The following is a 23,802-nucleotide window of genomic DNA, read 5'->3' as shown; positions in this document are numbered from 1 at the left end:
ACATATAGTCTGTTCAACGTGTCCAGACACTTAAATACAGAATTATGAGCGGTGTGACAAATTTAAAACCAAAGGCAATTATTTTTGATATGGACGGAGTACTGGTTGATTCAGAACCGCTGTGGCAGAAAGCAGAATTTGAAATTTTCTCTTCACTAGGAGTTCATGTAACTGAAGAACTAGCAATGACTACAAAAACAATGACTACAAGGGAGGTTACTGAGTTCTGGCGTAATAGATATGAATGGAAAAATATTAGTGTCCAGCAGGCAGAAGATAGGGTAATTTCGCGAGTAATTGAACTCATTGAGAATGAAAATTGTGAAATAGACGGCATAGGGAATTTTGTTAAGCTGATTAAAGATCAAGGTTACAGAATTGGACTGGCTACAAACTCCCCTTATAAAATTATACCTGTAGTACTCAAAAAATTAAAATTAACACACTACTTTGATGCAGTATCATCATCTGATTCAGAACCAAATGGCAAACCTGATCCCAGTGTATACTTAACCACATCTTGTAAACTGGAAGTAGATCCAGAGCACTGCATTGCTATTGAAGATTCCTTTAATGGAATGCTTGCCGCGAAAAGAGCCGGCATGAAAGTAGCCGCTTTTACAAACGGAAATATAGCTGCAGACCTGAGCATTGCAAATTATGTGATTAACAAATTTGAAGATATTGATCAGTGGACGGCATGCGTCATTAATTGAATTAAAATAGATATGGGCCTTCCAGCATTTCCACCACAAAAAAATTAGTGCTCTTTTTTTACAGATTCAGACAATTTCAACTCCATTACAATTCCCATTATTTGTATGCTGGGATTTCTAATTTTATACTGTGTAGCCAGCGGATAGTTCAATAATGGAAAAGCCCTAATCACAATATATTCAAAAATACTGTACCCAATGAAAATAATAAAGGCACCTGCTGCGCAGATGCCTTTATAAGTTAACTGTGATAGTATGGTTATGCTACAACTACGTTTACTGCGTTTGGACCTTTACGGCCTTCTTCTACGTCATATCTTACTTCGTCATTTTGACGAATGTTTTCTGATAGACCTGAAGCATGAACAAAAACTTCGGCTCCTCCATTATTAGGAGTTATGAATCCGAAACCTTTTTCTTCATTGAAAAATTTTACTGTACCTTCTTGCATTTTAATGTATTTAATTGCCCAAAGATAGCTTTAATTAATTAGAACTTATTGAAATTGAGATTTTTATTTTCTAAATCATTTAATCTATGATTGCATCACCTTTAGGATTTTCCAGTAAATAATAAGTTTTTAAATAATTAAAAAATTAAACTGCTGATTGGCTAAGCTGATTTAAATTATTTATATACTGCCGCTGTCACGCCTATTATAAAACTTTGTAAACATCATGTCATATACCAATATTTTCTTACTTTTATAAAAAAGTATTATGAATAAAAGCGGACCAATAATTATAATAGAAGATGATTTAGACGATCAGTCAATTCTAAATGAAGTATTCCTTTCACTAAACTATCCTAACGAAATTATTTTTTTTCAGGGGGAGAACAGGCATTAGAATATCTTATCAGCACAGAAGTTGAGCCCTTTATTATTTTTTCAGACATTAACATGCCTAAACTAAGCGGTGTAGAGTTAAGAAATAAAGTACATGAGAACGAAGATCTCAGACTTAAATCTATACCCTACCTCTTTTTTACAACAACAGCACAGCAGGAACATGTAATTGATGCCTATTCTAAGTCGATCCAAGGTTTTTTTGTTAAGCCATCAGAATATTCAGAAATTAAAGAAATTGTAAAAACTATTGTGGAATACTGGTTGAAATGTGTTTCACCAAATTACGTAAAGTAGTGGTAAAAGAAACAAAACTTCCTTCAAAAAACTATTTGAATGACACCTGTCAATACTGGATAAAACAAATTTACAGCACTTAAAAATCTAAAACAAGTATAAATACCTAATAATAAACTGATTTTTTATAATAATTATAATTTGTAAATAAATCCAAAATTAATCAGCATCATTTAACGAGCACGCTTAAGTTTTAAGTAAGGAAGATAATTATTTAAACTAAAGATTATGAGAATTGGGATCATAGGAATAGGAAGCCTTACAATGGAATTAGCCTTCAGATCTGTCCGCGCAGGATATAAGGTTAAAATTCACAATCCAAGAGGCAACAGCCTTGTTAGGGATGTCTTTGAAAAAATGGGATCAAATATTCAGCTCAGTTCTATGGAGCAGGCCTCTGATACGGAAATTGTAATATTATTTGTTCCTAAAGAAGATTTGCAGCAGGTGATCCTCAGCATGCCGGATATGTCAGGAAAATTAATAGTACATACCAGCAGTTTGATATTTAATCCAAAATTGCTGCTATCAGGCATTACTAATTCAATGACCTATAAAACTACTGCTTCAATGCTTCCTGAGGCTCACATAGTAAAACTTTTTAATCCTGTTAATCTTAAGCGGAACACCCTGATAAACCATAACAAAGATGACAAAAAAATATTCTTTACGGGAGATCATAAAGATTCCAGAAACTGTTTAAGGGCATTTTTAAAAAATATACATTTCTCACCCATTGACATATCCGGCAGACTTCATCTTCATAATAACGGAATGAATTCTAAAACTGGAGCTGCCGCCAATTTTGCCGCAAAAGCTAAAGGCAGTTTTTAACATTATTTACCAATCTATTCTTTTGCGGCAGAATCGTGGCATTTGGTATTTTTGAAAACCAGAAGTTCAGCTGTATTATACCTTAAGAAGTTTAGGTTCAATATGCAGCTAATCATGCCTCAGTATAATATACCCACAATTCTTTTACGGCATATTTCACAGAGCAATCGATATAATAAATAACAAACCTTTTAACCATCCTCCCCTTCACCGGCCAAAATCAAAATAAAAAAAAATCTGCAAAAATTAAAAACAATCTAAAAGAAAAGAAAAAAACACAAAAACTAAGTGACTAACTAAGCACTTGATCCTTTCTCACTTTTTTTATGCAGAGATTTGCCAACTCCAAATAATGGCTTAATTTAGTTCCTGACATGTCTGCTTGTAAATGCAAAGCCGCAAACCATAACCTTAACAGCAAGCAACCGCTAAAATTAATATGAAACAAAATATCAGATTCAGTACAGTAGCACTTATGTCTTTACTGATGGCAGGCTGCAGCAATTCCGCCAAAGAGAAAGAGCTCAAACTAAAGGAAAGAGAGCTGCTGCTGAAAGAGAAAGAACTTTCCCTAAAGGAAAAACAGGCAGACAGGCCCAAAATCACAACCAATGATGCCGTGCGGCTTGCAGAAAAAAAGTTCCAAAAATACCTTCCCAAAATTCTTGCTTCGCATGATGCCGTCCTTGACCTGCAGCAGTCCTACACGGGGGACTTCACCGGAGACGGCATTGAAGACGTTGCCATCTATTTTTCCCTTGCTCCAAGCGGCGGAGGAAATGCGCTTGTGGGACAGGGTCTGACACTCTACCAGAACAGCGGGTATGATGTTAAGGTTATTGCAGGATACGAACCCGAGAAGCTGTTTGAATTCGATAAGATCACAGGGGGACGCATTCATGTCCAGGAACTGGAATATACGGAAACTGATGGACGCTGCTGCCCTTCGATAAAAACCCCTCATATCATTACCATTTCCGGAAGCAGGGCATATTAAAAAATCTGAATAATAAAATTGGCGAAAAGTTGATAAATCAGCTGGAACCGCCGGCCAAAATCATAATTAAAAATCTGCTTTATAAAATCTAAGAGCAACAGCAGCTTTAAAAAAGTCTCAAAAAAAGAATGAAAGAGCAGGTAATCCGTTACCAATCCTCGCGCATAAAAACTGCAGCATGATTATTGCCGTGTATGAATAAAAGCCATCCTATCATGGAAACATCATCTATACTATCCAAAATCCTGCAGCTGCTTGCTTCCCGATACGGTACGAGCTGTTCTCTGGAGGAGCTTGCAGAGCTGGTGCACAACAGCGCCGGCAGCTTAAAACAGAGTGAAAATCTTGCGGAGCCAGAAAAGGAAATCCAGGCGCAAGTGCTGGAATCCCTGCTGCAGCTCAATGACCAGGGCCTGATCTTTCTGGATTCCGATACCGATTGGAGCGTCATCACAATAAAAGGGCTTTTGAAGGCGCATAACAGGATTTTGTGCAATTGATTACCCGCTTCTAAATCTGTGGGCTGCAGCGGCTTTTAGGAATAGCTGCTCTTATTCGCATTCCTCATAGGAGACTGGTAAATAATAGGCTGCAATCACGTGAATATACGCTTAAAGCAGTTCTTCTAGTATCTGCTTAAGCTCTTCCATATGGACCGGTTTTGAGATGTATTTGGCCCTGATATTGTTACGGTCCAGCCAGGGCACCATCACTTCCTCGGGAGGCGTGGAAAGGACAATAACCTCAATATTTTTCAGGCGTTCGATCTGGCCCATGCGTTTGAGAAATTCAAGACCGTTTACCGCCGGCATGTTATAATCCAAAAAAATGATGTCAGGCAGCTGCTCGGCATTTTCCAAATCTTCCAGCGCCTTTAACGGATTCAGGGCAGTATGGCATACCGCCTCTTTGCCGGCCTCTTGCACCGCTTCCAAAAAAAATTGCGTATCGTCGCTGTCGTCATCAATCAAAAGTATATTTTTATAGGGCATATTTCTTGCATTAAAATCAGTTAAACTGCGTTAGCTTACAAATTTAGCCATAGCATCAGAGATCAGCTTACGGGATTAAAATCCAAATTTATATTATTCCCCTTATATTCTAATCCTAATTTTTACGTTTTATTAGGCCGTGATTTTATCTGATCAGAAGTCAGCTTTAGCTATATAGGGCATACTTACTTCAAAATTGATTCAGTTCTACTTTCTTATCTTAAAAAAAAATGCAGATTGAAAAACAGCACGCTTCCGTGCCAACTTCTCTTTCAATGGTCGAAATAAAAAAACAGCTAACAGAAATCATATAATTTCAGTAAAGGCAGCAGTGCAAATCTATGTCAAAAAAAAATTATTTGTATTTAGTCTAAATAGTTATAGATTTGCACCCTAAAAATAAATAACCGCCATGAAGTCAACTTTCTCATTATTGCTGCTTGCTTTTTTAAATATTGGTCTGGCACAAAATGCTAAAATTACCGGAAAGATCGTTTCCGAAAATAATGAAGCCATCTCTTATGCTTCTATATCAATAAAAAGCCTTAAAAAAACTGCCGTTTCTGATGACAAGGGAAATTTTGAAATTACAAATCTTACTCCTGGAAACTATACGGTATATTTCACTGCAATGGGTTTTACAGCTCAAGACAAAAAAGTTGAACTGCATGAAAATGAAAACCTTGACATATCCATAACTTTACAAGAAAACGTCAATACGCTGCAAACTGTAGAAATTACCGGGCGTAAAGAGAAATCTTATCGCAATACAAAATCTTTTATTGGAGCTAAAACAGAAATTGCTTTAAAAGATTTGCCGCAGGCAGTTTCCTATGCCACCAAAGAATTAATAGCAGATCAGGGAGCTATTCGCGTTGGCGACGTGGTGAAAAATTTCAGCGGTGTAAGCCAATTTACTTTTTACGACGATATCTCTATTCGAGGTTTTAGAATAAACGGAGGAAGCAATACGCAATTGCTTAACGGTATGCGTACTTCTACAGGATTTTGGAAACAGCCTCTGGCCAATTATCTGGAGCGTGTTGAAGTTTTAAAAGGCCCTTCATCTGCTTTGTTTGGAAATGCTTCTCCTGGAGGAGTTTTAAATCGCGTAACAAAAAAACCTTTGGATCAGGCGGCAAACAGCGTAAGTTTTTCTACCGGAAGTTTCAATACTTTAAGGGCTTTAGCCGATTTTACCGGACCTTTGACAGAAGACAAATCCCTTTTGTACCGTTTGAATTTAGGTTATGAAAACGCAAACTCTTTTAGAGATTTGCAATATGATAAGAATATTGTTGTAGCCCCTTCCCTTTCTTTTCTTCCGAATGATAAAACAAGCGTAAATTTTGATTTAATCTACAGCAGCTCAAATGGAAATCTGGACCGAGGGCAATCTACTTATGAAAACAACCTGTATTCTACAAAAACTTCAAATTCGTTAAACTCAACTAACGATTATTTAAAAGAAGAAACCTACATCGTTACAACCTCTTTAAATCACCAGTTTTCAGATCGTTTATCGTTTTCAGGATCCTATATCAGAACAGGCTATAATGAGGATCTTTTAGAACACCGCGGTGCCAATAAATATGCTTCTGCCGGAGACGGATCCACAATTCCGACAGCAATTGAAATGCAGGTCTTTCAGCGTAAACGCAAGCGCTACATCGATAATCTTTCCGCTTTCTTTAAGTATAAAGCTAAAACAAGCGTTTTAGGCCATGATTTAATTGCAGGTTTTGATTATGCTCAGGAAGAGGTTCCTGCGGGCGGTTCGCAATTAACAGCAAGTGGTTACAGAAATGCAGCCAACAATGGCTTTATCGCCGCTTACAATCCTGCAAATAAAGCCAATTATCTGTTGGACTCTAAAGGAAATCCAGTGCCAAACGTAGCTCATTTTGATTTGAGCAATCCACTTGCATCGCAGCAATTAAAAGATATGAGCAAATATTTTTATGTAGCCCGCCAAGTTGATCCAACATACTATTCGCTGTATGGAATTTATATTCAGGACCATATTAAATTTGGCGCTTTTCAGGCTTTAATTGGTCTGCGCTACGATGAATATTCAGATAAAGCAAATTACAAAAAAGCCACTGAGACAAAAGTAAAGCAGCATTCGTTTTTGCCCCGTGTCGGTCTTACTTATACACTTAATCCAAACATTAACTTATACGGAACTTATGTTCAGGGTTATAATCCTCAGATGGCTTCTACTATGGCAAATCCAAATTCGGGAGGACCATTTAATCCGTTAGAAAGCAATATGGTTGAATTTGGAGGAAAATCTTCCTGGTTCAAAGAAAAGCTTTTTGTGACGGTTGCTTTATTCAAAATACAGCAGAAAAACACCTTGTATCCGGCTAATGATCCGGCAAATCCAGATTTAATGAGGTCAATTGGTGAAGAGGAATCTAAAGGCATCGAAATTGATCTGAATGGAAATATTACGCGCAACTGGAGTATTTCTGCCGCTTACAGCTATAATGAAGCTTTTATTACAGAAAGCCCGATTGAAGCTGAAGTTGGAAGACAAAAAGCAAATACTCCAAGACAGCAGGGTAATATCTGGACCCGCTATAATTTTACTGATGGCGCTTTAAAAGATTTTGGAATCGCAATGGGATCAAATTTTGCAACAACGCGCACCATGAGCCAGACCACTACAGAAACGCTTCCCGGATATACCTTATTCAATGCCGCTTTTTACTACAATATAAACAAATTTAAAATTCAGCTCAATGCCAATAATATTCTAAACAAAACCTATTGGGTTGGCGGTTACGATTATATCCGCTTGTTTCCGGGCGCGCCTTCGAACTGGCTCTTGACTCTTGGCTATTCGTTTTAAAAGAGTTTTAATTGCATCAAAAAATATTGCAATCTTTTTACATGAACAAAACATTAAAAAAAAGCATCGGTTTTTTACATTTATGGCTCGGGCTTTCGTCCGGGCTTATTGTATTTATTGTAGCACTCTCGGGAAGCATTTTAGTTTTTGAAGATGAGATTGATGCATTTGTCAATCCTGAATTTTATAAGGTTTCGACAATCGGAACAAAAAAATTGCCTGTTGATGTCCACGTTCATTTCATAAAGAAAAAATATGCAATTACTCAATTACATCGCATTCAAACGTATGAAAACCCGGCAAGAACGGTAATTATTTCTGGAATCGATGATAATAAAAAGGATCAGATTTTCTCTGTAGATCCATATACAGGAAAAATATTGGCTGCAATTCCTGAAAAAAGCAGATTCTTTTCTGTAATGCTAGATTTGCATCGTCATTTGATTATGGGCGATATTGGAAAATTTATTACAGGCTGCAGTTGTCTGATTTTTGTCTTTATGCTGATTTCCGGCATCATCTTATGGTGCCCAAAAAAGATAAAAAACCTAAAGCAAAGATTAACCGTAAAATGGAACGCATCATTTAAAAGAGCCAATTGGGATTTTCACTCTAAGTTTGGTTTTTACAGTTTTTTATTTCTTCTGATAATATCGCTAACGGGATTAACCTGGTCTTTCAAATGGTTTGAAAGCGGCATTTATTTATTGGCAGACGGAACAGCAAAAAAGCCTTCCGCCAAAGTTGAAAATCCGACAAAAGTGGATCCAAAACTGGATAAGACTTTTTTCTATCAAAACATGCTTTTAAAAACTGAGCAGATTTATAAATACAAAGGTGATACTCAAATTAGAATTCCATCTGATACCATAAACAGTATCATGGCCATCAAATTAAATATTGAAAAATCCATTCCGAATATTTCAAGCATGGCTTATTTTGATAAATATACCGGGAAGCTTTTAAAAATTAAACCTTATGAATCTTTTAGCAACGGTGATAAAGTGCGGCGCCTAATTTATCCAATTCATACGGGAAGCATCTATGGCTATCCAACAAAAATTTTGGCCTTTTTGGTTTGCCTTTTCGCTGCAACATTACCCATAACAGGATTTTTTATTTGGATGGGAAGAAAGAAAAAAAGACGTTAGTTTTTACATTTTCTTCTCAAATCATTTTTAGCTACTTAACAATAATATAGTTGTTTTAAATCTTTTTGCTAACTTCTTTTACAAGAAATTGACTCTAATTAAAACCTTAAAAAATCCTTAGGTTTGTCATAATTTATCCCATTTGTCGCAAGTTTTGTACATTGAAACCCTCGATGTGATGCCTTTTTTGCCACATAAAGCTAAAGCGGTTAAAAAAACTGAAAATCTCTAGTTCGTTTTTTCAGGTTTTTTAATCGATTTTCCTTCACGGTTATATTACAATATTCTGTCTTCATCTTTCACATCAACAACTCCTGTACTGGCAAATCTGCGCCAGTATTATCCAAAATATACCAGTTTCCATATCTTAAAGCTACTCCATAATCTTCGCTAAATGTTCCAGCAATCTATATTTTATAGGTATAACTTCCTTACCCGAATAATTAATGCAACCAAATAGATTATTTCTTTGCACAAGTGCAAAATCGTCTTCAAATGCTGCAATGGAATCGTATTTAAGCTCAAATGGTTCCTTAAAATCAAGAAAGCCTGCTCCGTATTTTTTATCTTTATTAGCAATTTTTTGAATCAAAAATAATTATATAATCCCCTGAAAAATACAGTTTTTGATCAGTTCTGCCGTATTTTTTGAATCTGATTTAGCCAGTATATTATTTCGATGTTTTTTGACGGTTAAGGGACTGATAAAAAGTCTGTCTGCAATTTCATTATTGCTTAAACCGCTTCCCATTAGCTTGATAATATCAATTTCTCTCTTTGAGAATTTTTGGTCTTGTTTGTAGGCTTTGTCAAGGCTTAAATTCATAAAAGAAGGTTCGCCATTTAAGCCTATAAGTGATATTTTATAGGTATTATTATTAGTCAAATGATCAATTCTGGTATGAATGTTTAATGATTTTCCATATCCTCCATTATCATCCATCGTAAGCATTAGAGCTTGGTGATTAAATAATGCATACTCTCCATTTTTTAATCTGCCTCTGTAGCAATAGCTTATTTTGTAGGTTAATAATTTTTCACGTCCGACATTCTGGAAAAAAAATTTCGTTAAAAAATCTTCCGCTTTTATTACGAAATCCAGATCTTCGGGATGAATTGCCCCCAAAACATCATTGAAAGTAACCGTTTTGGGATCAAAACCGTGGAGTTCATACACAGATGGGCTCACATGAGAGAGTGACATATCAAAGAAGTCAATTATGTAGAATGAAAAAGGTCCAGTACTGATAATGGAATTGGTCAGACTATCAAAAGATATCTCGGCATTTGTTTTGCTTACAGTTCGGTTAGTAAACCAAACATCATGAAGACCTTGAATTTCCGGTAACATAAAATTAAGTTCTGTTAAATAATTGTTAAAACAAAATAAAGCAAAAAAAATATGAAATTCAAATGCTTTCAAAACTTTAATTCACTGACTAGGAATAGGTTTACATAACAAAAAAAACTCTTAAGAATTTTAAGAGTTTTAGCCGGAAGAAGAAAAATAGAATTGATTTTGCTAATTCTAAAAGTATACTGCACATTTACATGGTTAATACGGTGGCTTCTCCACTTTAGTATTTTTTTATTTAAAGCATAAAAACGAAACAGCCCGAAAGGCTGTTTCATATTATTTTTGTACTATGCCTTAAGATCAGTAATAGCATTCTCAACTTTTCTAATCTATTTAAGCTCTACCATTGAATCTGCCTCAACACTGTATAATCTGCACCAGCACCGGCGACATTATTTTTATTCTTAACTGCATTGTTCAATGCTTCGCTTGCATTTGAGCCATACCCGATTGTAATTACAGTTATAAAGCAATTCCATCCCGCCATTTTGTAAACATATTGGATTACGGCAGCAAATTTCTGTTTGGTGGCATTTGAGGTGAAATCAATTGAAGCGCCGTACTTATTTCTCAAAGTCGTCTTAGCCAATTCCCTCTCCGATTTCTCATTTTTAGAATATATAACTTTTGCATAATAGCCTTTTGACATTTGAGCACAATCCTTTGCTTCTTTGCCTTGGGCGATATAAGTTAGAAGCATGTCTCCGCCAGCGGTATTGGTGGTCAATGTCACAAAGGACACCTGATTTCCATAAGTAGTGCCTGAAGCTGATACCGCATATGCTCTGACGTAATAGCGAGTGCCTGAAATCAGACCCGTAATGCTTCCATTAAAATTTCCCAAACCAGATCCGTAAGTAATTCTGGCATTTCTAGTGGTAGGATTCTGTGCTGTTGCAAAACAGAAACCTCTCTCCGTAACTTTTGAACCTCCTGAAATGCTTCCCGAAAATGCAGCACTGGATCCGGTAATTGAACTGACATTATTTGTAATTACAGTCAATGCAGGATTCGGATTTAGATTGGGGTCTTCAATTGTTCCTGGTGCTGTAGTATCAGGCTCTTCAGGAGCATCCGTTCTAAAGGAAATCTCATTGCCATAGTATACTTTTCCGCTGCTTCCAATAACATAAGACCTGAAGTAATACGTAATTCCATAAGCTATAGGTCGAGTAGTGGCTGTAATCTCTCCGCTTGAATTGCCATTTGATGTATGAGGGTCCAATATTGTAGGATCATGCGATGTTTTCCAGCATATCCCTCGAGCAATAATGGTTTCCGAGCCTATGATTGTCACATTGCTTTTTACGTTAAATTCATTGGCATTACCGCTATATGAAGTATTTTGCGTCGTAATCTCAAAACTCGGAGCTGATGGAGTAGTAAACATTACCTCATTGCCATAAATGACCTCTCCAGATTTTAAAGTTATAAAAGATCTTAAGTAATAAGTTGAAGAATAATTTACAGGCTCAGGGTACAAAACCGCTCCAATCGGAATTCGTATTGGATAAGATCTGAAATATTCTCCCATAGCATAGGTATTCATTGGAATTACCTCCTTGCTTCCAGTTGCAACAGTAGGATTGGGCAATTTGCTCCAACAATATCCATAGTTAGTCAACCCGTTTGAAAGAGGCGGGGCTGGTCCATCTAAAAATCCTCCCGAAATGACCGTTGGTATCGAAGTTTCATAAGGAACTGAAATTACTGGATCTGCTGTTTTTACTGCATATGCAGCACTCTCCTGCGATAAAGCGGTAAAAGAAAGTTCATTGCCATAGATAGGAGCCTCGTAATCATACTCGCTCCCAGGCATAACATATCCCCTAACGTAATATTTTGTTCCTGGGGTTAATCCGCTGAAAAAAGATACATAATCAAAATCACCCAATACATTTATAATTCCTGCCATTCCCTCTGCAGGAGCATTCGGTGAGGTGCTTATTGCAACACCCAATTTTGCATAAGATACACCAGTAGCCTTAACGCGCACAAAAGCTGAAGTGCCATTGATATTCTCAACAGAAATAGTTGTCACTGCAGGTATTTCTGCCACCGCTTCTTTCACTGTTGTGAATGATACCTGATTGCCATAATAAGTTGCTCCGGTCGAAGCTACCGCATATGATCTCACATAATAAGTCGTCAGCGGTTCCAAACCTGTCAAATCTCCTGATATTTTAGGCTGGGCTGTAAAAGCAAAAATTGTCTTACTGTCAGCAGTTGTCGGATTGGCTTTTTTGCTCCAGCACAAACCTCTCTGCGTTACAGCGCTTGTTCCGCTTATCTGAGCTGTGCAGTATGCAAGCCTATCGGTAATAAGCGATACATTATCTGTCAGCAGCTGGAGATCTGCCGCAGGAGGCTGAGGAGTTGTAAATGATATCTCGTTGCCATAGACAACCCCAACATTTGTAGCGCAGTAAGCGCGGACATAATAAATCTTGGTGCCGTTCAATCCTTTAATAGAACTGCTGAAAGTCCCCGCTCCTGCACCGCTCACCGCAAAACTATTGCTGCTTACAGTCGGATTTGGGAATTCGCTCCAGCATACGCCTCGTGAAGTTATTGACGTTCCTGACGCCACTATTGTTATAACGCCCCCTGAAGTCGCTGAGATTGAAGTAAGGTCCGTTATAGGTGAAGTTGTTATAATTACGGGACTTGGTGCAGTAAATGAAATCTGGTTTCCATAAACAGCATCTCCTGAATCTTTTATCGCATATGCACGCACATAATAGATGCTTCCAGGGTTTAATCCTGTTAATGTGCTGGTATATGAACCGCTTCCTGCTCCATCGCTACTTTTGTAATCAGCCACCGTAGGGTTTTGGATCAAACTCCAGCAAACACCTCGTTCCGTAACTGATCCATAGCCAGAGACAGCGATAGTCCCCCCAGAAGCGGCACCCGTAGCTGTGATATTTGAAGCGTTATAAGTTGTTATATTTACTGCCAATGGCTGAGCGGTAGTGAAACTGCTCTCATTCCCATAGACAATTTTTCCTGACGACAGCTCAGCATAGGCTCTCACGTAATAGTTTGTCATGGGATTTATCCCCGTGATTATGCTTAAAAATTTTCCTGTTCCATTTCCATCCGAAGTGTAATTTATTGCTGCAACCGGATTTGGGCTGGTACTCCAGCAGACCCCTCTTCGAATCACGGATACAGAGCCCGAAGCAAGATCCGTAACCGTTCCTCCAGACACAGCCGAAGAAGTTGTAACTGCAGTAACTGCTTCCGTATTTACCGAAATGCCTTCCAATGTTGCAAAACTCACCTGATTGCCGTAAAAGGTTTTGCCCGTAGCGGAAGTGGCATATGCTCTGATATAATAAACAGTGCCAGGAGTTAAGCCCGCAATTGAAGCCGTAAAACTTCCAGCGCCAGATCCATTTACAGTTTTACTGTTTGAAATTGTAGGCAAGGCGGCCGTGTTCCAGCAAATGCCGCGGGCAGAAACTGTGCCCGAACCCGCTATCTGAATGCTTGCTCCTGCATTCGCGCTTGAAAAAGAAACTCCTGAAACATTGCTGGTCTGGATCGTGAAGGAATAAGCCGGCAGTGTCTCAAAAGAGATCTGCTGTGAATAATATGTAAGTCCATTACTGGCCGTGACATAGGCCCTAAGATAATACACCTTCTCAGACTGCAGATTGGTTAAAGAACTGGCATATGATCCTTCTCCAGTTCCGTCTGATGTTTTATTGTTGGCAATCGTAGGGTTCTGGCTGGTGTTCCAGCATACGCCTCTGGCCGCAACCGTTTCTGTCCCATTAAGTTTAATAAGTCCTCCCGAAAAGGCTGAAACAGCCGAAATATCATATACAGGAACAAAACCGATAGAAACCAGCTCAAGGGTTCTGATGGAAATCGACGGACTGTATAATGTCATTCCCTGATCTGTAACAGCATAGGAACGCAAAAAATAGGTGGTGCTTGGCGCAAGGCCAGAAATTGCGCTTGTGAACGTACCTATATCTGAACCCTCAGATGTTTTGCTGTCATTAACCGTTGGATTGTTTAAGGTGCTCCAGCAAATTCCTCTCTCAACCACTTTAACGACTCCTCCCAGCCGCTTTATTTCTCCCTGTGCAGAAGCACCGACAGCGTTAAAGGAGCTAACCGTTGGGGCATTAACTGAAATACCAGAATCATTGCTTACCAATACAGATCTTACAGTTGTATAGATGGGATCGCAGGCCATCTCTGTAACAACGGCTCTATACTGTGTATTTAACAAAGGACTCACAATCAGATTATTGACTGTTCCTCCAGCTATATTGGACCAAGAAATTCCGTCACCAGACTCCTGCCATTGAATGTTCCCTCTGTAGCCTGCAGCCAAAGAAAGCTCTATGTTATCGCCCTTGTAGATGGTCTGTGCTTTCAGACTCTGGCACATAAAAATAATCTGAAGAAATACTGCAATCATCATGCAGTATTTTCCTTTAATGTATATTTTTTTCATAATGGATGTAAAAAGATAGCGGATTTATAGAATCATAACAGGTCTGCTGATATTTAGGCCGCTTCCTGTGAGCTTTAAATAATACACTCCAGAACTTTTATGAGGAAGTGTGATTGTTCTGTTTAATTTATCGCCGTCTGAAATCGTTTCAGAAAAAATCAACGATCCGAGAACACTAAAAATTTCTATTTGTATTGGACCGCTGCTCAGGCTTTTTTCCGATTTTACTGTAAATGACCCTGTACTTGGATTGGGATAAATTACCAGTCCGCTTTCATCCTGCATTTCATCTGTACCAAGATTAGAATTTACCGTAATGGTCACCGAAGCATTTATGCTGCACTTTTTGCCGTCATTGACAGTGAGCGTATACTGCGTTGTTTTTAAAGGGCTTGCCACCGGATTAGAAATATTAGCCTGATTTAAGCCCTCCGCGGGTGTCCATAAGTACGTGTAAGTCCCGCTGCCTCCTAAAGCCGATGGGGAACCGCCTAAAACTGTGCTTGCGCCGGGAAGAATTGTTTTGCCCGAACCTGCATCTGCTATCAGTATTGGTGGCTGGGAAATTGAAAACTGCAGTTTGGTCTGCGCTTCAATAGAAGAAATAAGAAAAAGAAAAAGAAGCGCTAAAAAGTATTTTTTTTTCATAGGCATAAAATTTTAGAGGAATTTGGTGTTTATTAAATTAATATCGGTAGAAGAAAGGCTTTATTATACAGTGAAATTGGTTTTAAAACAGTTGCAAAGTATGTGCAAGCCGTTCTTCTTACATTTTATAAAAGCTTTACAATTTCTATAGTTTGCATATTGAATGTGATATCTCTCATATATGAATAGCTTAGACTAAACAGTATAATGCATTAAAAATCAAGCGTTCCTTTCAAATTTTATCGGCAAAAGCAACCTTTTAAATTGCATCGTCTGGTTTTAAACAGGTTTTCTGTATAAAAGCCCAAAAATATTTTCCGACTTCCATCTCATTAAATTATTTTAAAAGGTAAATGCTACATTTTATTAAACGCATAAAAACCAAAAATGTATTTTGTGCAAAAAACTTAAAACTATATGGTTACGTAGCAAAGCTAAATTAACAGGAAGACAAAAAAAATACTCCTAAAGGAGTATTTTATCGAGTGGAGCTACAAGCTTTTCCTGCGATAAAAGTTAACAAAATAGCCTGTAATCAATCATTTTAAATTTTTACATGAGTTGGAACCACTTTTCCTAATATTCTTAATATTTTTTGCAATGTAAAAAAATAGCAACATTTCATATAATCCATTAGAATACAAATATTAAAAAAAGAGTAAAATTAAATTTAATTGCAGAATCGTAGCAATTTGCTCAAAGACATTTTATCAATCGTAGTAAAGACAGGATTTCAGCTATAAAGTTCGAATTCTGCTCCCAACTTAATAGTGTTTTTATAATTTATCTGTGTGAAATCTCAGATCCAGAAATTCACTTTACAGCCTTTACAAGCGATACACGAATAACAGGTACAGATAGGGTACAAACTGATAAGCCTGCAGAAAATCTGCAGGCTTATACCATCCTATCTGTTAAATCGCTGTTCCACTTCCTGTCTTATTTCCGAAACGGTTTTGATGCGCCCTGACTTTATCCACTCCAGCAGATCCGATCTTAAAAAGTAAAGCCGTTTGCCCTGCTTGCTCACCGGTATCTCATTACGGCAGACTTTAGAATAGATCGTCGGAACCGAAAGCCTGATCAGTTTTGAGGCTTCAATTATGGTCATCAGACCGGCATCTTCCGGCTCGGGAGGCTTATTTTTAATCTCTTTTAAAAGACGTTCAATATTTTCCACCCTCAGGGAAAGTGTTCCTAAGATGTTGGGAAGATCTTCAAAAGTAAATGGTTTCATATCAGTGCTGTTTTAAGTATATCTAACTAACTATAGCTATTTCTGCCAAATCTGCTTTATTATCCGCAATGTAAAACCTGCAGTGCTATTTATTATTTTTACACTCTAAAGCACTAGTGCATCATTTAATTTTAATTTAAGATGAAAAGAGCTAAAACTACTATCAGACCTTTTATTACAGTACACAATGCAGCTAGAGCAGTTGATTTTTACATCAACGCTTTTGGGGCTGTTGAATCAGAAAGATATTCACTTGAAAACAATACAATATCATCAGTGCTCACAATTGATGGCGCAGGCTTTTATGTAAGCGACGAGCAGCCCTGTGATGGCGGCCAGACCGGCACCATGCCATCCAATCCTCCGGTCAGAATAGTTTTAGAAAGTGAAAATGCAGATTCAATATTTGAAAATGCAGTCCAGTACGGTGCAGTTGCAATCTGTCCCATGGCTACAGAAGAAGACTGGAGGATCGGAAAGCTGAAAGATCCTTTTGGACATATCTGGGAAATTGGCCATCCACTGGTGAAGCAATAATAAAAGAGCAAGGGACATTATTGTACGGATCTCCAAAATGGCTTTACAGCTTTCCCATCTTATCAGCTTGTATCTGAATAACATTGCCTGCAGCATTTTGTTTTGCAATGCCGCATCTATCTGCCTGTCTGTGTGATAGCTATTTTATAAATCGAATCCATTATTCTGTAAAAAAAAAACTGCCTATCCTCTTTATTTTTGTTATAAGGAGAATAAAACGATAAAAAGCCGCGGAACAGCTGGTGAACGGTCTCTTGTTGAAAACGACAGTGAATAGTCAAATTAAAAATATAAAATTATGAAGGCAGATAAACATGAAAATTACGGTCAGGATGACAAGAATTTTCAAAATACAGACCCAGGCAAGCAGCTGCAGAAAGCTTCCCCCTCTTCAGCGAATCCCATTGCGGACGATACTGAACCGGCTCACGCAGATGATCTGAGTACCGATGATATCAGCAACCCTTATGATTCAGAGAATCTTGACAGCGAATCGGACAGCGAATCCAAAGATATTACCGAGAAGGACATTGAAGAGGATCTTATAGAAAATGATCCGTCTGAAGGTTTTGAAACTGACATTGACACTGCTGGAAACAAGGAGCTTGAAAACGGCGCCTTTCAAACAATTGAACCTGATCTTGATAATCCCATAAACAGGGAATTCGAAATCGGGCAGCTTGGAAATGAAGAGCTTAAAGAAGACGAAATCATCAGAAATGAAACAGGTAATGGCGCGCCCGGCAGGAACAAACCTTCGCAGCGAAAATTTTAAAACCTTGATAACGTTTTTTTATGCAGTCCTGGGAAGAATCCGCTTTACCGCGGTGCAATAATTCGCACAACCTGGTTAAGCCGCCGCCTCCAATGGCAGGAAAGCGCACCTGCCCCTTTTCTTGTTGAAGAAATTTAATCCTGTAATTTGAATTCAAAAGCAAATGCCTTAAAATTTTATATTACATACTAAATAAAATGCTGCATCAAAATATGCGCATTATTTAGTTGTGGCAGTCAATGACTTTTAAGCTGACCCGTAAACAAACATACATGGATAAAAGCGCCCGCTACCGCGAAAAGCATCTTTTTTAAATGCATCCCAATCAATACGCAAACTACATGAAAATAGCTACTTATAATGTAAACGGGGTTAACGGGCGGCTTAATGTCCTTCTGCGTTGGCTGGAGGAAACAGCTCCCGATGTTGTTTGCCTGCAGGAGCTCAAGGCACCGCAGGGCAAATTCCCGCTAAAAGCCATTAATGATGCAGGCTACAATGCCGTCTGGCACGGGCAGAAGCAATGGAATGGCGTGGCCATACTGGCTCGTGACATGGAAATTGAGGAAATAACACGAACGCTTCCAGGAGATGAGAACGACAGCCAGAGCCGTTATATAGAGGCGCTGATAGGCGGCATTGTAATTGCCTGTCTTTACCTGCCCAACGGCAATCCGGCGCCTGGCCCTAAACTCGAATATAAAATGCTGTGGTTTAAGAGGCTGGCCAAGCGGGCCGCTATACTGTTGGGTTTAAACACCCCGGTAATACTTGCGGGAGATTTCAATGTGATGCCCGCAGAGCTTGATGTTTATAAGCCCGAACGCTGGGTAAAAGATGCGCTTTTCCTGCCCGAGGTCCGAAAATCATTTGCTGAGCTCGCCGCACAGGGATGGACTGATGCCATCCGCAGCTTATATCCTGATGAGGTCATCTACACCTTCTGGGACTATTTCAGAAATGCCTACACCCGCAATGCAGGGCTCCGGATCGACCATTTCCTCTTGAGCCCTCAAGTAGCCAAAAAACTGAAATCAGCCTCGGTGGACCGCCACGTGCGCGGATGGGAAAAAACCAGTGACCACGCTCCGGTATGGATTGAAATTGATCCTTTGTAAGAGAGAGTACTGAAACTAAAAAGTAACCTTTTACCATAGGAAACAAATCCCATGGAAGATTTAATAAAGCAGTCGAATAAGATCTGAAAGCGCACATGGAAAGTGCATATAACGCTTCCACAGAGCCTGATGATCCAAAAGCTTGACCATATCGAAAAAACAGTTTTGGATTACGTGGATAATTATCTTTTGGAATCTCCCCTGATCGCAAGGGATGCGGAACGTCCTACCCAGGATATGCTGGATGGATTTGCCCGATCCAAAATAAAAGGCATCCACTAGCCGCTGCCGGTTATCGGCTGCTCTATTTATTGCGTGAAAAACAACTCGTGGCCCCATCCAGCCTATCCATTGAAAATGCCAATTATTGCAGGCACTGGCGTGGCGGATCCATACAGAAAATACAGAGCAGCGGCAAGATGGCATCATTTAAATTCTTAGCCATTGGATTCGCTTGGATCCCGACTGATTGGGCAACAGGCTTACCAGTCGTCATGCCAGCTAATGCCGGCAAAAATGGCAAAATTAGCGTCGCCACGGACTCCTTTTACGCAAAGGCCTAAAAAAACCTGCACCATAAGAAAACGGTACAGGTCCTGAAAAAAGCAAATCTAATCTTGGAATTGCAATTTGAAATTATTTTTGATCTTCTTCTTTAGCATCGAAGTTGATCGTATTATAAGCAGCTTCCGTCAGTGTCACATCCGCCTGTTTTTCTTCAGACAAGGTTTTCTCCAGCAGCAGCACCGCGTCATCCTCTCCCAGCGTTGCAGCAAAGGCTGCCAGCGTTCCGTAGCTCGCAATTTCGTAATGCTCAATTTTTTGTGATGCGGCAATAATTCCGGCATCTCTTACGGGTCCTTTTTCAGTTTCCTCCATAATGCTTTCCCCCTCTTTGATAAGTCCTTCCATGGCGTCGCACTTTTTAGCCGCCGCCTTCTCGCCTACCGATGTAAAAACTTTTTCAAGTCTTGCAACCTGCTCCTGAGTTACCGATAGATGCTCATTGATAGCGCTGATCAGATTTTCAGAAGTCGCATTTTTGGCCATTTTAGGAAGTGCTTTAACCAGCGCCTTTTCAGCCCAGTAAATATCTTTCAGAGAATCTACAAATAATTCTCTGAGGCCTTCTGCAGCAGAAGATTTGGCTTTTACAGTTCCTTTTGGGGACGTCTTAGAGGCGGCGGATTTAGCCGATGCGGCTCCGGTTTTGCTTTTTGAGTCAGCTGTTTTTTTTATTGCAGTTTTCATAATTATTTTTTTTAGTTAATAAGCCAAATTTACAATGGGCATGCCAACGGTGTCTTACAGCTTTTCAACCAATTCTTACAGCATTTAAATATTGAAATATAGGAAATTGCGATGATGAAGCGCATAACTTTTATGCGACACCGCATGTGAGCGCATGAAATGCTGCTCATGAATTTGTATTTCACTTCTTTGGTAAACTGTCTAGAAAAAACGACTATCATATGATTAACTTTTTCATGCAGTGCGGAAAATCTATAAAAACTTGTATAAATTATATAAGAAAAAATGGCGGCATTTTGCAGAAATTTGCTGTAAATCAATCTGATGACAAAGGAATCTTACATAAATACGGCTTATTCATTTATTTGCTTCCGCTCTGGCTGGGAAAAGCAGCAAAGAGTGCACCGCTCTTGAGCTAAAAGTCTAATCCCACACAGGCTATGGAATTGCAGTCCCATCGTCCATAAATTATCAACCGGCAGCATCACTTTTGCATAAATAAAAATGATCATAATGAATACAATTACACCTTGGAGCGCAACTGCACAGGCAGATATTGAAAATAGCGAAATACTTTTAGAAAGAAAAGTTCTTGCCTACACCTATCAATTTTACAACACGGGCGATTCGCTTTGGATTGTGGCGGTTCTTCCTGGCAGCGGGCAGATAGCCTTCCGGGCTGCGTTTGCCATGAACAGCTGTTTTGAAGTTTCCAATCTTTTTGATGATCAGGACAGCGTTATTATTTTGTTGAATTCAAGGCTTGGGAATTACGAAGTGCGTGTGGATTTTACAGCAACTCCCGTCTTACATTATACTACCTCTTTTACAGCAAACGTTCCGCTGATGATGCCGTTTTGGCCGCGTGATATAATTCCGCTGACACAGAATGGAAATATAGCCAATACTGCCGGAAAAATTCACATGGAACAATTCGGATCCCGTTCAGGACTGCTGTTTGCAAGCATAACAAAACCGCAGACAGGCTCATTTTTTTATTTTCAAAACCTTACCTCCTTATCCGACTACTGCGAATCCACGGAAACAGAATCCAAAAATACAGTCGGGGGAAACTGGCCAGAAATCGGTTTTCAGCTTCCAATAACTGATAAGCTTCCTCTGCCGCCGGACAGGGCTTTCATCATTTCAGATGCTTATATTATTTTTCATACTGAGATATTTGAAGAAGCAGCCACAATTTGTGAGTACTTTTTAAACAATCTCGTAAAAATTTATAAAGTCCTGCATCAGCCCAGAATTGAATATAATAACTGGCCTGATATTGCCCAAAAAGTTATAGCAGATCTAACCCAAAATAAAGGTGCATGGACGCAAAAAGATGGCCTTTCGTATTTAAATGCCTATTTATGCGACTATGAAACGCCGCCAGAAAGCATGGTACAGCTTGCAGTACTGGCTCCAATGAAAGAATATGAAAAATGGAGCGGGGAAAAACAGCCTGTCTGCGAAGATCTAATAAAGGGGCTTTCTGCATTCTATGATAAAAAAATAAACTGCATTAACCGCTGGCTTCCCTCAATGACCGACAAGCTGGACGAATCAGAAGAGCAGAAAAAAGAAATGGTGATGGATTCCTGGTATCTGCACCATCCTTTGATGAATCTGGCAAGACTTGCTTGCCAGGGCGACAAAACTGCAGAGAAACTGGTGCTGGATTCAATCGAATATGTTATAAAGACGGCACATCATTTTAATTATGAGTGGCCGGTATTTTATAATATGGAAACCCTTGAGGTCATCAAAAAAGAAACGGCTCCCGGAGCCGGCGGAGAAAGGGATGTTCCTGGTGCATACGCGCACCTGATGCTGCTGCTTTTTAAGATAACCAAGGAAAAACGCTACCTGAATGAAGCAGAAAAAGCAGCAAAGAAACTGGAAGACCTTGGATTGAACATTTTATATCAGGCCAATAATACCGCTTTTGCAGCAGGTGCTTTATTGGAATTGTTCAAAATCACCAATAAAAAGCTATATCTCGATTTAAGCTATATCTGTCTGGCGGGATTGTTTAAAAACATTCAGCTTTATGACTGCAGATACGGGTTTGGCAAAAATTACACCAATTTCTTCTCCATTTTTCCTTTAAATGATGCGCCATATACGGCTGCCTATGAAGAATTGGAAGTCTATGCCGCTTTATCAGAATATCTGATTCAGGCACGAGATGTGGCAATTTTACCAGCTGTAAAAACATTGATTGCCGAATTCGTCAAATACGCTATCGGCAGAATTGCCTTTTATTATCCCCCGCTGCTGCCAAAAGAAATGCTGTCGGAACAAGTCAAAACAGGAGAAATACAGGCAGATTTGTGGGTTCCTTTAGAAGATTTATATAACGGCTGGGAGAAAAGCGGCCAGGTAGGCCAGGAAGTCTATGGCGCCGGAATGGCCTTTGGTGTCGTGCCAAGGCAGTACATCAAAATTGGCGATGAGTTTTTACTTTTTGTCGATTATCCCATTATTCACCACAGTAAAAGGGGAAATGCAGTCACCATAAAATTAGATGGCGATAAAGACTTGAGCTGCAATTTGAAAATTATAAAAATTAAAAACAGCAGCATTAAAATGGAGGTCTGGCAGGATAAGCAAACCCAAGAACCTTTTGCAGCAAATGCGAATATACACGAGTATAAAATTTCAGGTCAGGGTACCGTAAAAATTCAGTGGTAATTTTTTCTCCTTCAGTTTAAAGGCTCAGAAGGTGAAAGATGAACATACAGATAAACAATAAAGAATGATCGCAATCCAGTTTCTTTTGCAAATGCGGCTGTTTATGGGATATCATACATAGAGAATACAAGATGAGCGGACCAATTTTCATCTCATCGACCGTATTCCCGGCACAAAACTTTTTGCTATGCCGGACATAATAGATAATAATCACTTTATAAAACACATAATGGAAAAATTAACAAATTACTTTGGACAGAATATTAAGGATAAAAAAATAGTCATAACCGGGGGAACAACCGGAATAGGAAAAGCAATTGCCGATGTCCTGGTTTCTCTTGGCGGGCGGGTGCTTATTTTTGGAAGGGATCAAAAAGATTTTGATAAAGCCGTTGCAGATATCAAAAAGCAGTTCCCAGACAGCAAGCTTTACGGTACTCCGGCCGATGTTACCAAAAAGGAGGATATTGACAAAATACTGGCAATAGCAGATACTGAGCTCGGCGGAATTGACATCCTTATCAATAATGCAGCCGTGGCAGCCCCGGGACTTATAGAGGAAACTTATGAAGATTACAAATATGCAATCGATACCAACATTACCGGCTATCTTGCCTTTGCACAGGCAGCTGCTGCACGAATGAAAAAGCAGAAATCAGGACATATCATCAATATTGGATCCATGAGCGCAGAGAGCCGCACGGCTGAAAGCACCATTTATGTGGCCACAAAAACAGCCATACGCGGATTCAGCACCTCATTGCGCAAGGAACTAAATCCCCTTGGAATTAAGGTTTCCCTTATTGAACCGGGCGCTGTAACTAGCGACATGCAGACCGATCCAAAGAAAGTACAGCACGAGAAAGTAGAGAAACTGGAAATGCTGGAAGCTTATGATATTGCAATGAGCACTTTGTTTTGTCTCTCGCAGCCCAAAAGATGCGATATTGTAACGATGCAGATCCGTCCGCACCTGCAGATCATTTAAATGGAAACGCATTTATCAGAGCTTTTGATAAA

At 39.0% G+C, this 23,802-nt stretch carries 20 protein-coding genes; 12 read left to right on the top strand and 8 right to left on the bottom strand.

All coding sequences use genetic code 11. From position 1 onward, the window contains the following. Positions 1–44: 44 nt before the first annotated feature. The gene (gene hxpB / locus LL966_RS05065) at positions 45–716 is read left to right on the top strand and encodes a hexitol phosphatase HxpB (RefSeq protein ID WP_229350821.1); all 672 of its coding nucleotides are present in this window, start codon (positions 45–47) and stop codon (positions 714–716) included. A gap of 259 nt (positions 717–975) precedes the next feature. Here the strand turns inward: hxpB and LL966_RS05060 are convergent, their stop codons facing one another. Next, positions 976–1,167 carry a cold-shock protein gene (locus LL966_RS05060; protein ID WP_229350820.1) on the bottom strand — a complete coding sequence of 64 codons (192 nt, stop codon included), beginning with the start codon at positions 1,165–1,167 and terminating at the stop codon, positions 976–978. A gap of 405 nt (positions 1,168–1,572) precedes the next feature. Between LL966_RS05060 and LL966_RS05055 the strand changes: the two genes are divergently transcribed. The 4 genes from LL966_RS05055 to LL966_RS05040 all read left to right on the top strand — a co-directional run bounded on the left by LL966_RS05055 (position 1,573) and on the right by LL966_RS05040 (position 4,191). Then, entirely contained in the window at positions 1,573–1,860 is a 288-nt protein-coding gene (locus LL966_RS05055; protein WP_317207124.1) for a response regulator, read from the top strand. Positions 1,861–2,088: 228 nt separating this feature from the next. After that, on the top strand, positions 2,089–2,694 hold the full coding sequence (locus LL966_RS05050) for an NAD(P)-binding domain-containing protein (protein ID WP_229350818.1): 606 nt from the start codon (positions 2,089–2,091) through the stop codon (positions 2,692–2,694). Positions 2,695–3,133: 439 nt separating this feature from the next. Then, positions 3,134–3,691: a hypothetical protein gene (locus tag LL966_RS05045; RefSeq protein WP_229350816.1), complete on the top strand. Its 558-nt coding sequence runs from the start codon at positions 3,134–3,136 to the stop codon at positions 3,689–3,691. 215 nt (positions 3,692–3,906) lie between these two features. Continuing rightward, positions 3,907–4,191: a hypothetical protein gene (locus LL966_RS05040; RefSeq protein WP_229350814.1), complete on the top strand. Its 285-nt coding sequence runs from the start codon at positions 3,907–3,909 to the stop codon at positions 4,189–4,191. A gap of 111 nt (positions 4,192–4,302) precedes the next feature. Here LL966_RS05040 and LL966_RS05035 read toward each other — a convergent pair whose 3' ends face one another. Beyond that, positions 4,303–4,683, bottom strand: coding sequence for a response regulator (locus LL966_RS05035; protein ID WP_229350812.1), 381 nt, complete (start codon positions 4,681–4,683; stop codon positions 4,303–4,305). Positions 4,684–5,095: 412 nt separating this feature from the next. Here LL966_RS05035 and LL966_RS05030 point away from each other — a divergent pair, with 412 nt between their 5' ends. Beyond that, positions 5,096–7,540, top strand: a complete 2,445-nt coding sequence (locus LL966_RS05030) for a TonB-dependent receptor (RefSeq protein WP_229350810.1) — start codon at positions 5,096–5,098, stop codon at positions 7,538–7,540. Between the two features lie 41 nt (positions 7,541–7,581). Continuing rightward, positions 7,582–8,691, top strand: coding sequence for a PepSY-associated TM helix domain-containing protein (locus LL966_RS05025; RefSeq protein ID WP_229350808.1), 1,110 nt, complete (start codon positions 7,582–7,584; stop codon positions 8,689–8,691). Between the two features lie 373 nt (positions 8,692–9,064). On the opposite strand, the gene LL966_RS05020 is transcribed toward LL966_RS05025, so the two are convergent. From LL966_RS05020 to LL966_RS05000, 5 genes are all read right to left on the bottom strand, one after another. Further along, on the bottom strand, positions 9,065–9,283 hold the full coding sequence (locus tag LL966_RS05020) for a WG repeat-containing protein (RefSeq protein ID WP_229350806.1): 219 nt from the start codon (positions 9,281–9,283) through the stop codon (positions 9,065–9,067). 6 nt (positions 9,284–9,289) lie between these two features. Then, on the bottom strand, positions 9,290–10,042 hold the full coding sequence (locus LL966_RS05015; protein WP_229350804.1) for a LuxR C-terminal-related transcriptional regulator: 753 nt from the start codon (positions 10,040–10,042) through the stop codon (positions 9,290–9,292). A 346-nt stretch (positions 10,043–10,388) separates the two neighbouring features. After that, complete coding sequence (locus LL966_RS05010; RefSeq protein WP_229350802.1) at positions 10,389–14,525, bottom strand: hypothetical protein; 4,137 nt, start codon at positions 14,523–14,525, stop codon at positions 10,389–10,391. Positions 14,526–14,549: 24 nt separating this feature from the next. Continuing rightward, positions 14,550–15,173: a T9SS type A sorting domain-containing protein gene (locus tag LL966_RS05005; protein WP_229350800.1), complete on the bottom strand. Its 624-nt coding sequence runs from the start codon at positions 15,171–15,173 to the stop codon at positions 14,550–14,552. 907 nt (positions 15,174–16,080) lie between these two features. Beyond that, complete coding sequence (locus LL966_RS05000; RefSeq protein WP_229350798.1) at positions 16,081–16,410, bottom strand: helix-turn-helix domain-containing protein; 330 nt, start codon at positions 16,408–16,410, stop codon at positions 16,081–16,083. 141 nt (positions 16,411–16,551) lie between these two features. On the opposite strand from LL966_RS05000, the gene LL966_RS04995 reads away from it, so the two are divergent. From LL966_RS04995 to xth, 3 genes are all read left to right on the top strand, one after another. Further along, positions 16,552–16,947, top strand: coding sequence for a VOC family protein (locus LL966_RS04995; protein WP_229350796.1), 396 nt, complete (start codon positions 16,552–16,554; stop codon positions 16,945–16,947). Between the two features lie 298 nt (positions 16,948–17,245). Beyond that, positions 17,246–17,722 (top strand): hypothetical protein, encoded by a 477-nt coding sequence (locus LL966_RS04990; RefSeq protein WP_229350794.1) that lies wholly within the window; start codon positions 17,246–17,248, stop codon positions 17,720–17,722. 341 nt (positions 17,723–18,063) lie between these two features. After that, a complete protein-coding gene (xth, locus tag LL966_RS04985) occupies positions 18,064–18,840 on the top strand; it encodes an exodeoxyribonuclease III (protein ID WP_229350792.1) in 777 nt (258 codons plus the stop codon). Positions 18,841–19,476: 636 nt separating this feature from the next. On the opposite strand, the gene LL966_RS04980 is transcribed toward xth, so the two are convergent. Next, entirely contained in the window at positions 19,477–20,091 is a 615-nt protein-coding gene (locus LL966_RS04980; protein WP_229350790.1) for a YciE/YciF ferroxidase family protein, read from the bottom strand. A gap of 513 nt (positions 20,092–20,604) precedes the next feature. Here LL966_RS04980 and LL966_RS04975 point away from each other — a divergent pair. Both LL966_RS04975 and LL966_RS04970 read left to right on the top strand, forming a co-directional pair. Next, positions 20,605–22,782 (top strand): hypothetical protein, encoded by a 2,178-nt coding sequence (locus LL966_RS04975; protein WP_229350788.1) that lies wholly within the window; start codon positions 20,605–20,607, stop codon positions 22,780–22,782. A 187-nt stretch (positions 22,783–22,969) separates the two neighbouring features. Further along, positions 22,970–23,770, top strand: coding sequence for an SDR family oxidoreductase (locus LL966_RS04970; RefSeq protein ID WP_229350787.1), 801 nt, complete (start codon positions 22,970–22,972; stop codon positions 23,768–23,770). The last annotated feature ends 32 nt before the right edge of the window (positions 23,771–23,802 follow it).

The sequence above is a fragment of the Flavobacterium chungbukense genome (assembly GCF_020805785.1).
Classification (GTDB): domain Bacteria; phylum Bacteroidota; class Bacteroidia; order Flavobacteriales; family Flavobacteriaceae; genus Flavobacterium; species Flavobacterium chungbukense.
This window is presented reverse-complemented; position numbering and strand designations above follow the sequence as displayed.

Coding starts and splice junctions, on each gene's coding strand:
- LL966_RS05030 (WP_229350810.1), top strand. CDS start 5,096: ATGAAGTCAACTTTCTCATTATTGCTGCTTGCTTTTTTAAATATTGGT.
- LL966_RS05015 (WP_229350804.1), bottom strand. CDS start 10,042: ATGTTACCGGAAATTCAAGGTCTTCATGATGTTTGGTTTACTAACCGA.
- LL966_RS04980 (WP_229350790.1), bottom strand. CDS start 20,091: ATGAAAACTGCAATAAAAAAAACAGCTGACTCAAAAAGCAAAACCGGA.
- LL966_RS05010 (WP_229350802.1), bottom strand. CDS start 14,525: ATGAAAAAAATATACATTAAAGGAAAATACTGCATGATGATTGCAGTA.
- hxpB (WP_229350821.1), top strand. CDS start 45: ATGAGCGGTGTGACAAATTTAAAACCAAAGGCAATTATTTTTGATATG.
- LL966_RS04995 (WP_229350796.1), top strand. CDS start 16,552: ATGAAAAGAGCTAAAACTACTATCAGACCTTTTATTACAGTACACAAT.
- LL966_RS05035 (WP_229350812.1), bottom strand. CDS start 4,683: ATGCCCTATAAAAATATACTTTTGATTGATGACGACAGCGACGATACG.
- LL966_RS05025 (WP_229350808.1), top strand. CDS start 7,582: ATGAACAAAACATTAAAAAAAAGCATCGGTTTTTTACATTTATGGCTC.
- LL966_RS04975 (WP_229350788.1), top strand. CDS start 20,605: ATGAATACAATTACACCTTGGAGCGCAACTGCACAGGCAGATATTGAA.
- LL966_RS05040 (WP_229350814.1), top strand. CDS start 3,907: ATGGAAACATCATCTATACTATCCAAAATCCTGCAGCTGCTTGCTTCC.
- LL966_RS05005 (WP_229350800.1), bottom strand. CDS start 15,173: ATGAAAAAAAAATACTTTTTAGCGCTTCTTTTTCTTTTTCTTATTTCT.
- LL966_RS04990 (WP_229350794.1), top strand. CDS start 17,246: ATGAAGGCAGATAAACATGAAAATTACGGTCAGGATGACAAGAATTTT.
- LL966_RS05060 (WP_229350820.1), bottom strand. CDS start 1,167: ATGCAAGAAGGTACAGTAAAATTTTTCAATGAAGAAAAAGGTTTCGGA.
- LL966_RS05045 (WP_229350816.1), top strand. CDS start 3,134: ATGAAACAAAATATCAGATTCAGTACAGTAGCACTTATGTCTTTACTG.
- LL966_RS04970 (WP_229350787.1), top strand. CDS start 22,970: ATGCCGGACATAATAGATAATAATCACTTTATAAAACACATAATGGAA.
- xth (WP_229350792.1), top strand. CDS start 18,064: ATGAAAATAGCTACTTATAATGTAAACGGGGTTAACGGGCGGCTTAAT.
- LL966_RS05050 (WP_229350818.1), top strand. CDS start 2,089: ATGAGAATTGGGATCATAGGAATAGGAAGCCTTACAATGGAATTAGCC.
- LL966_RS05000 (WP_229350798.1), bottom strand. CDS start 16,410: ATGAAACCATTTACTTTTGAAGATCTTCCCAACATCTTAGGAACACTT.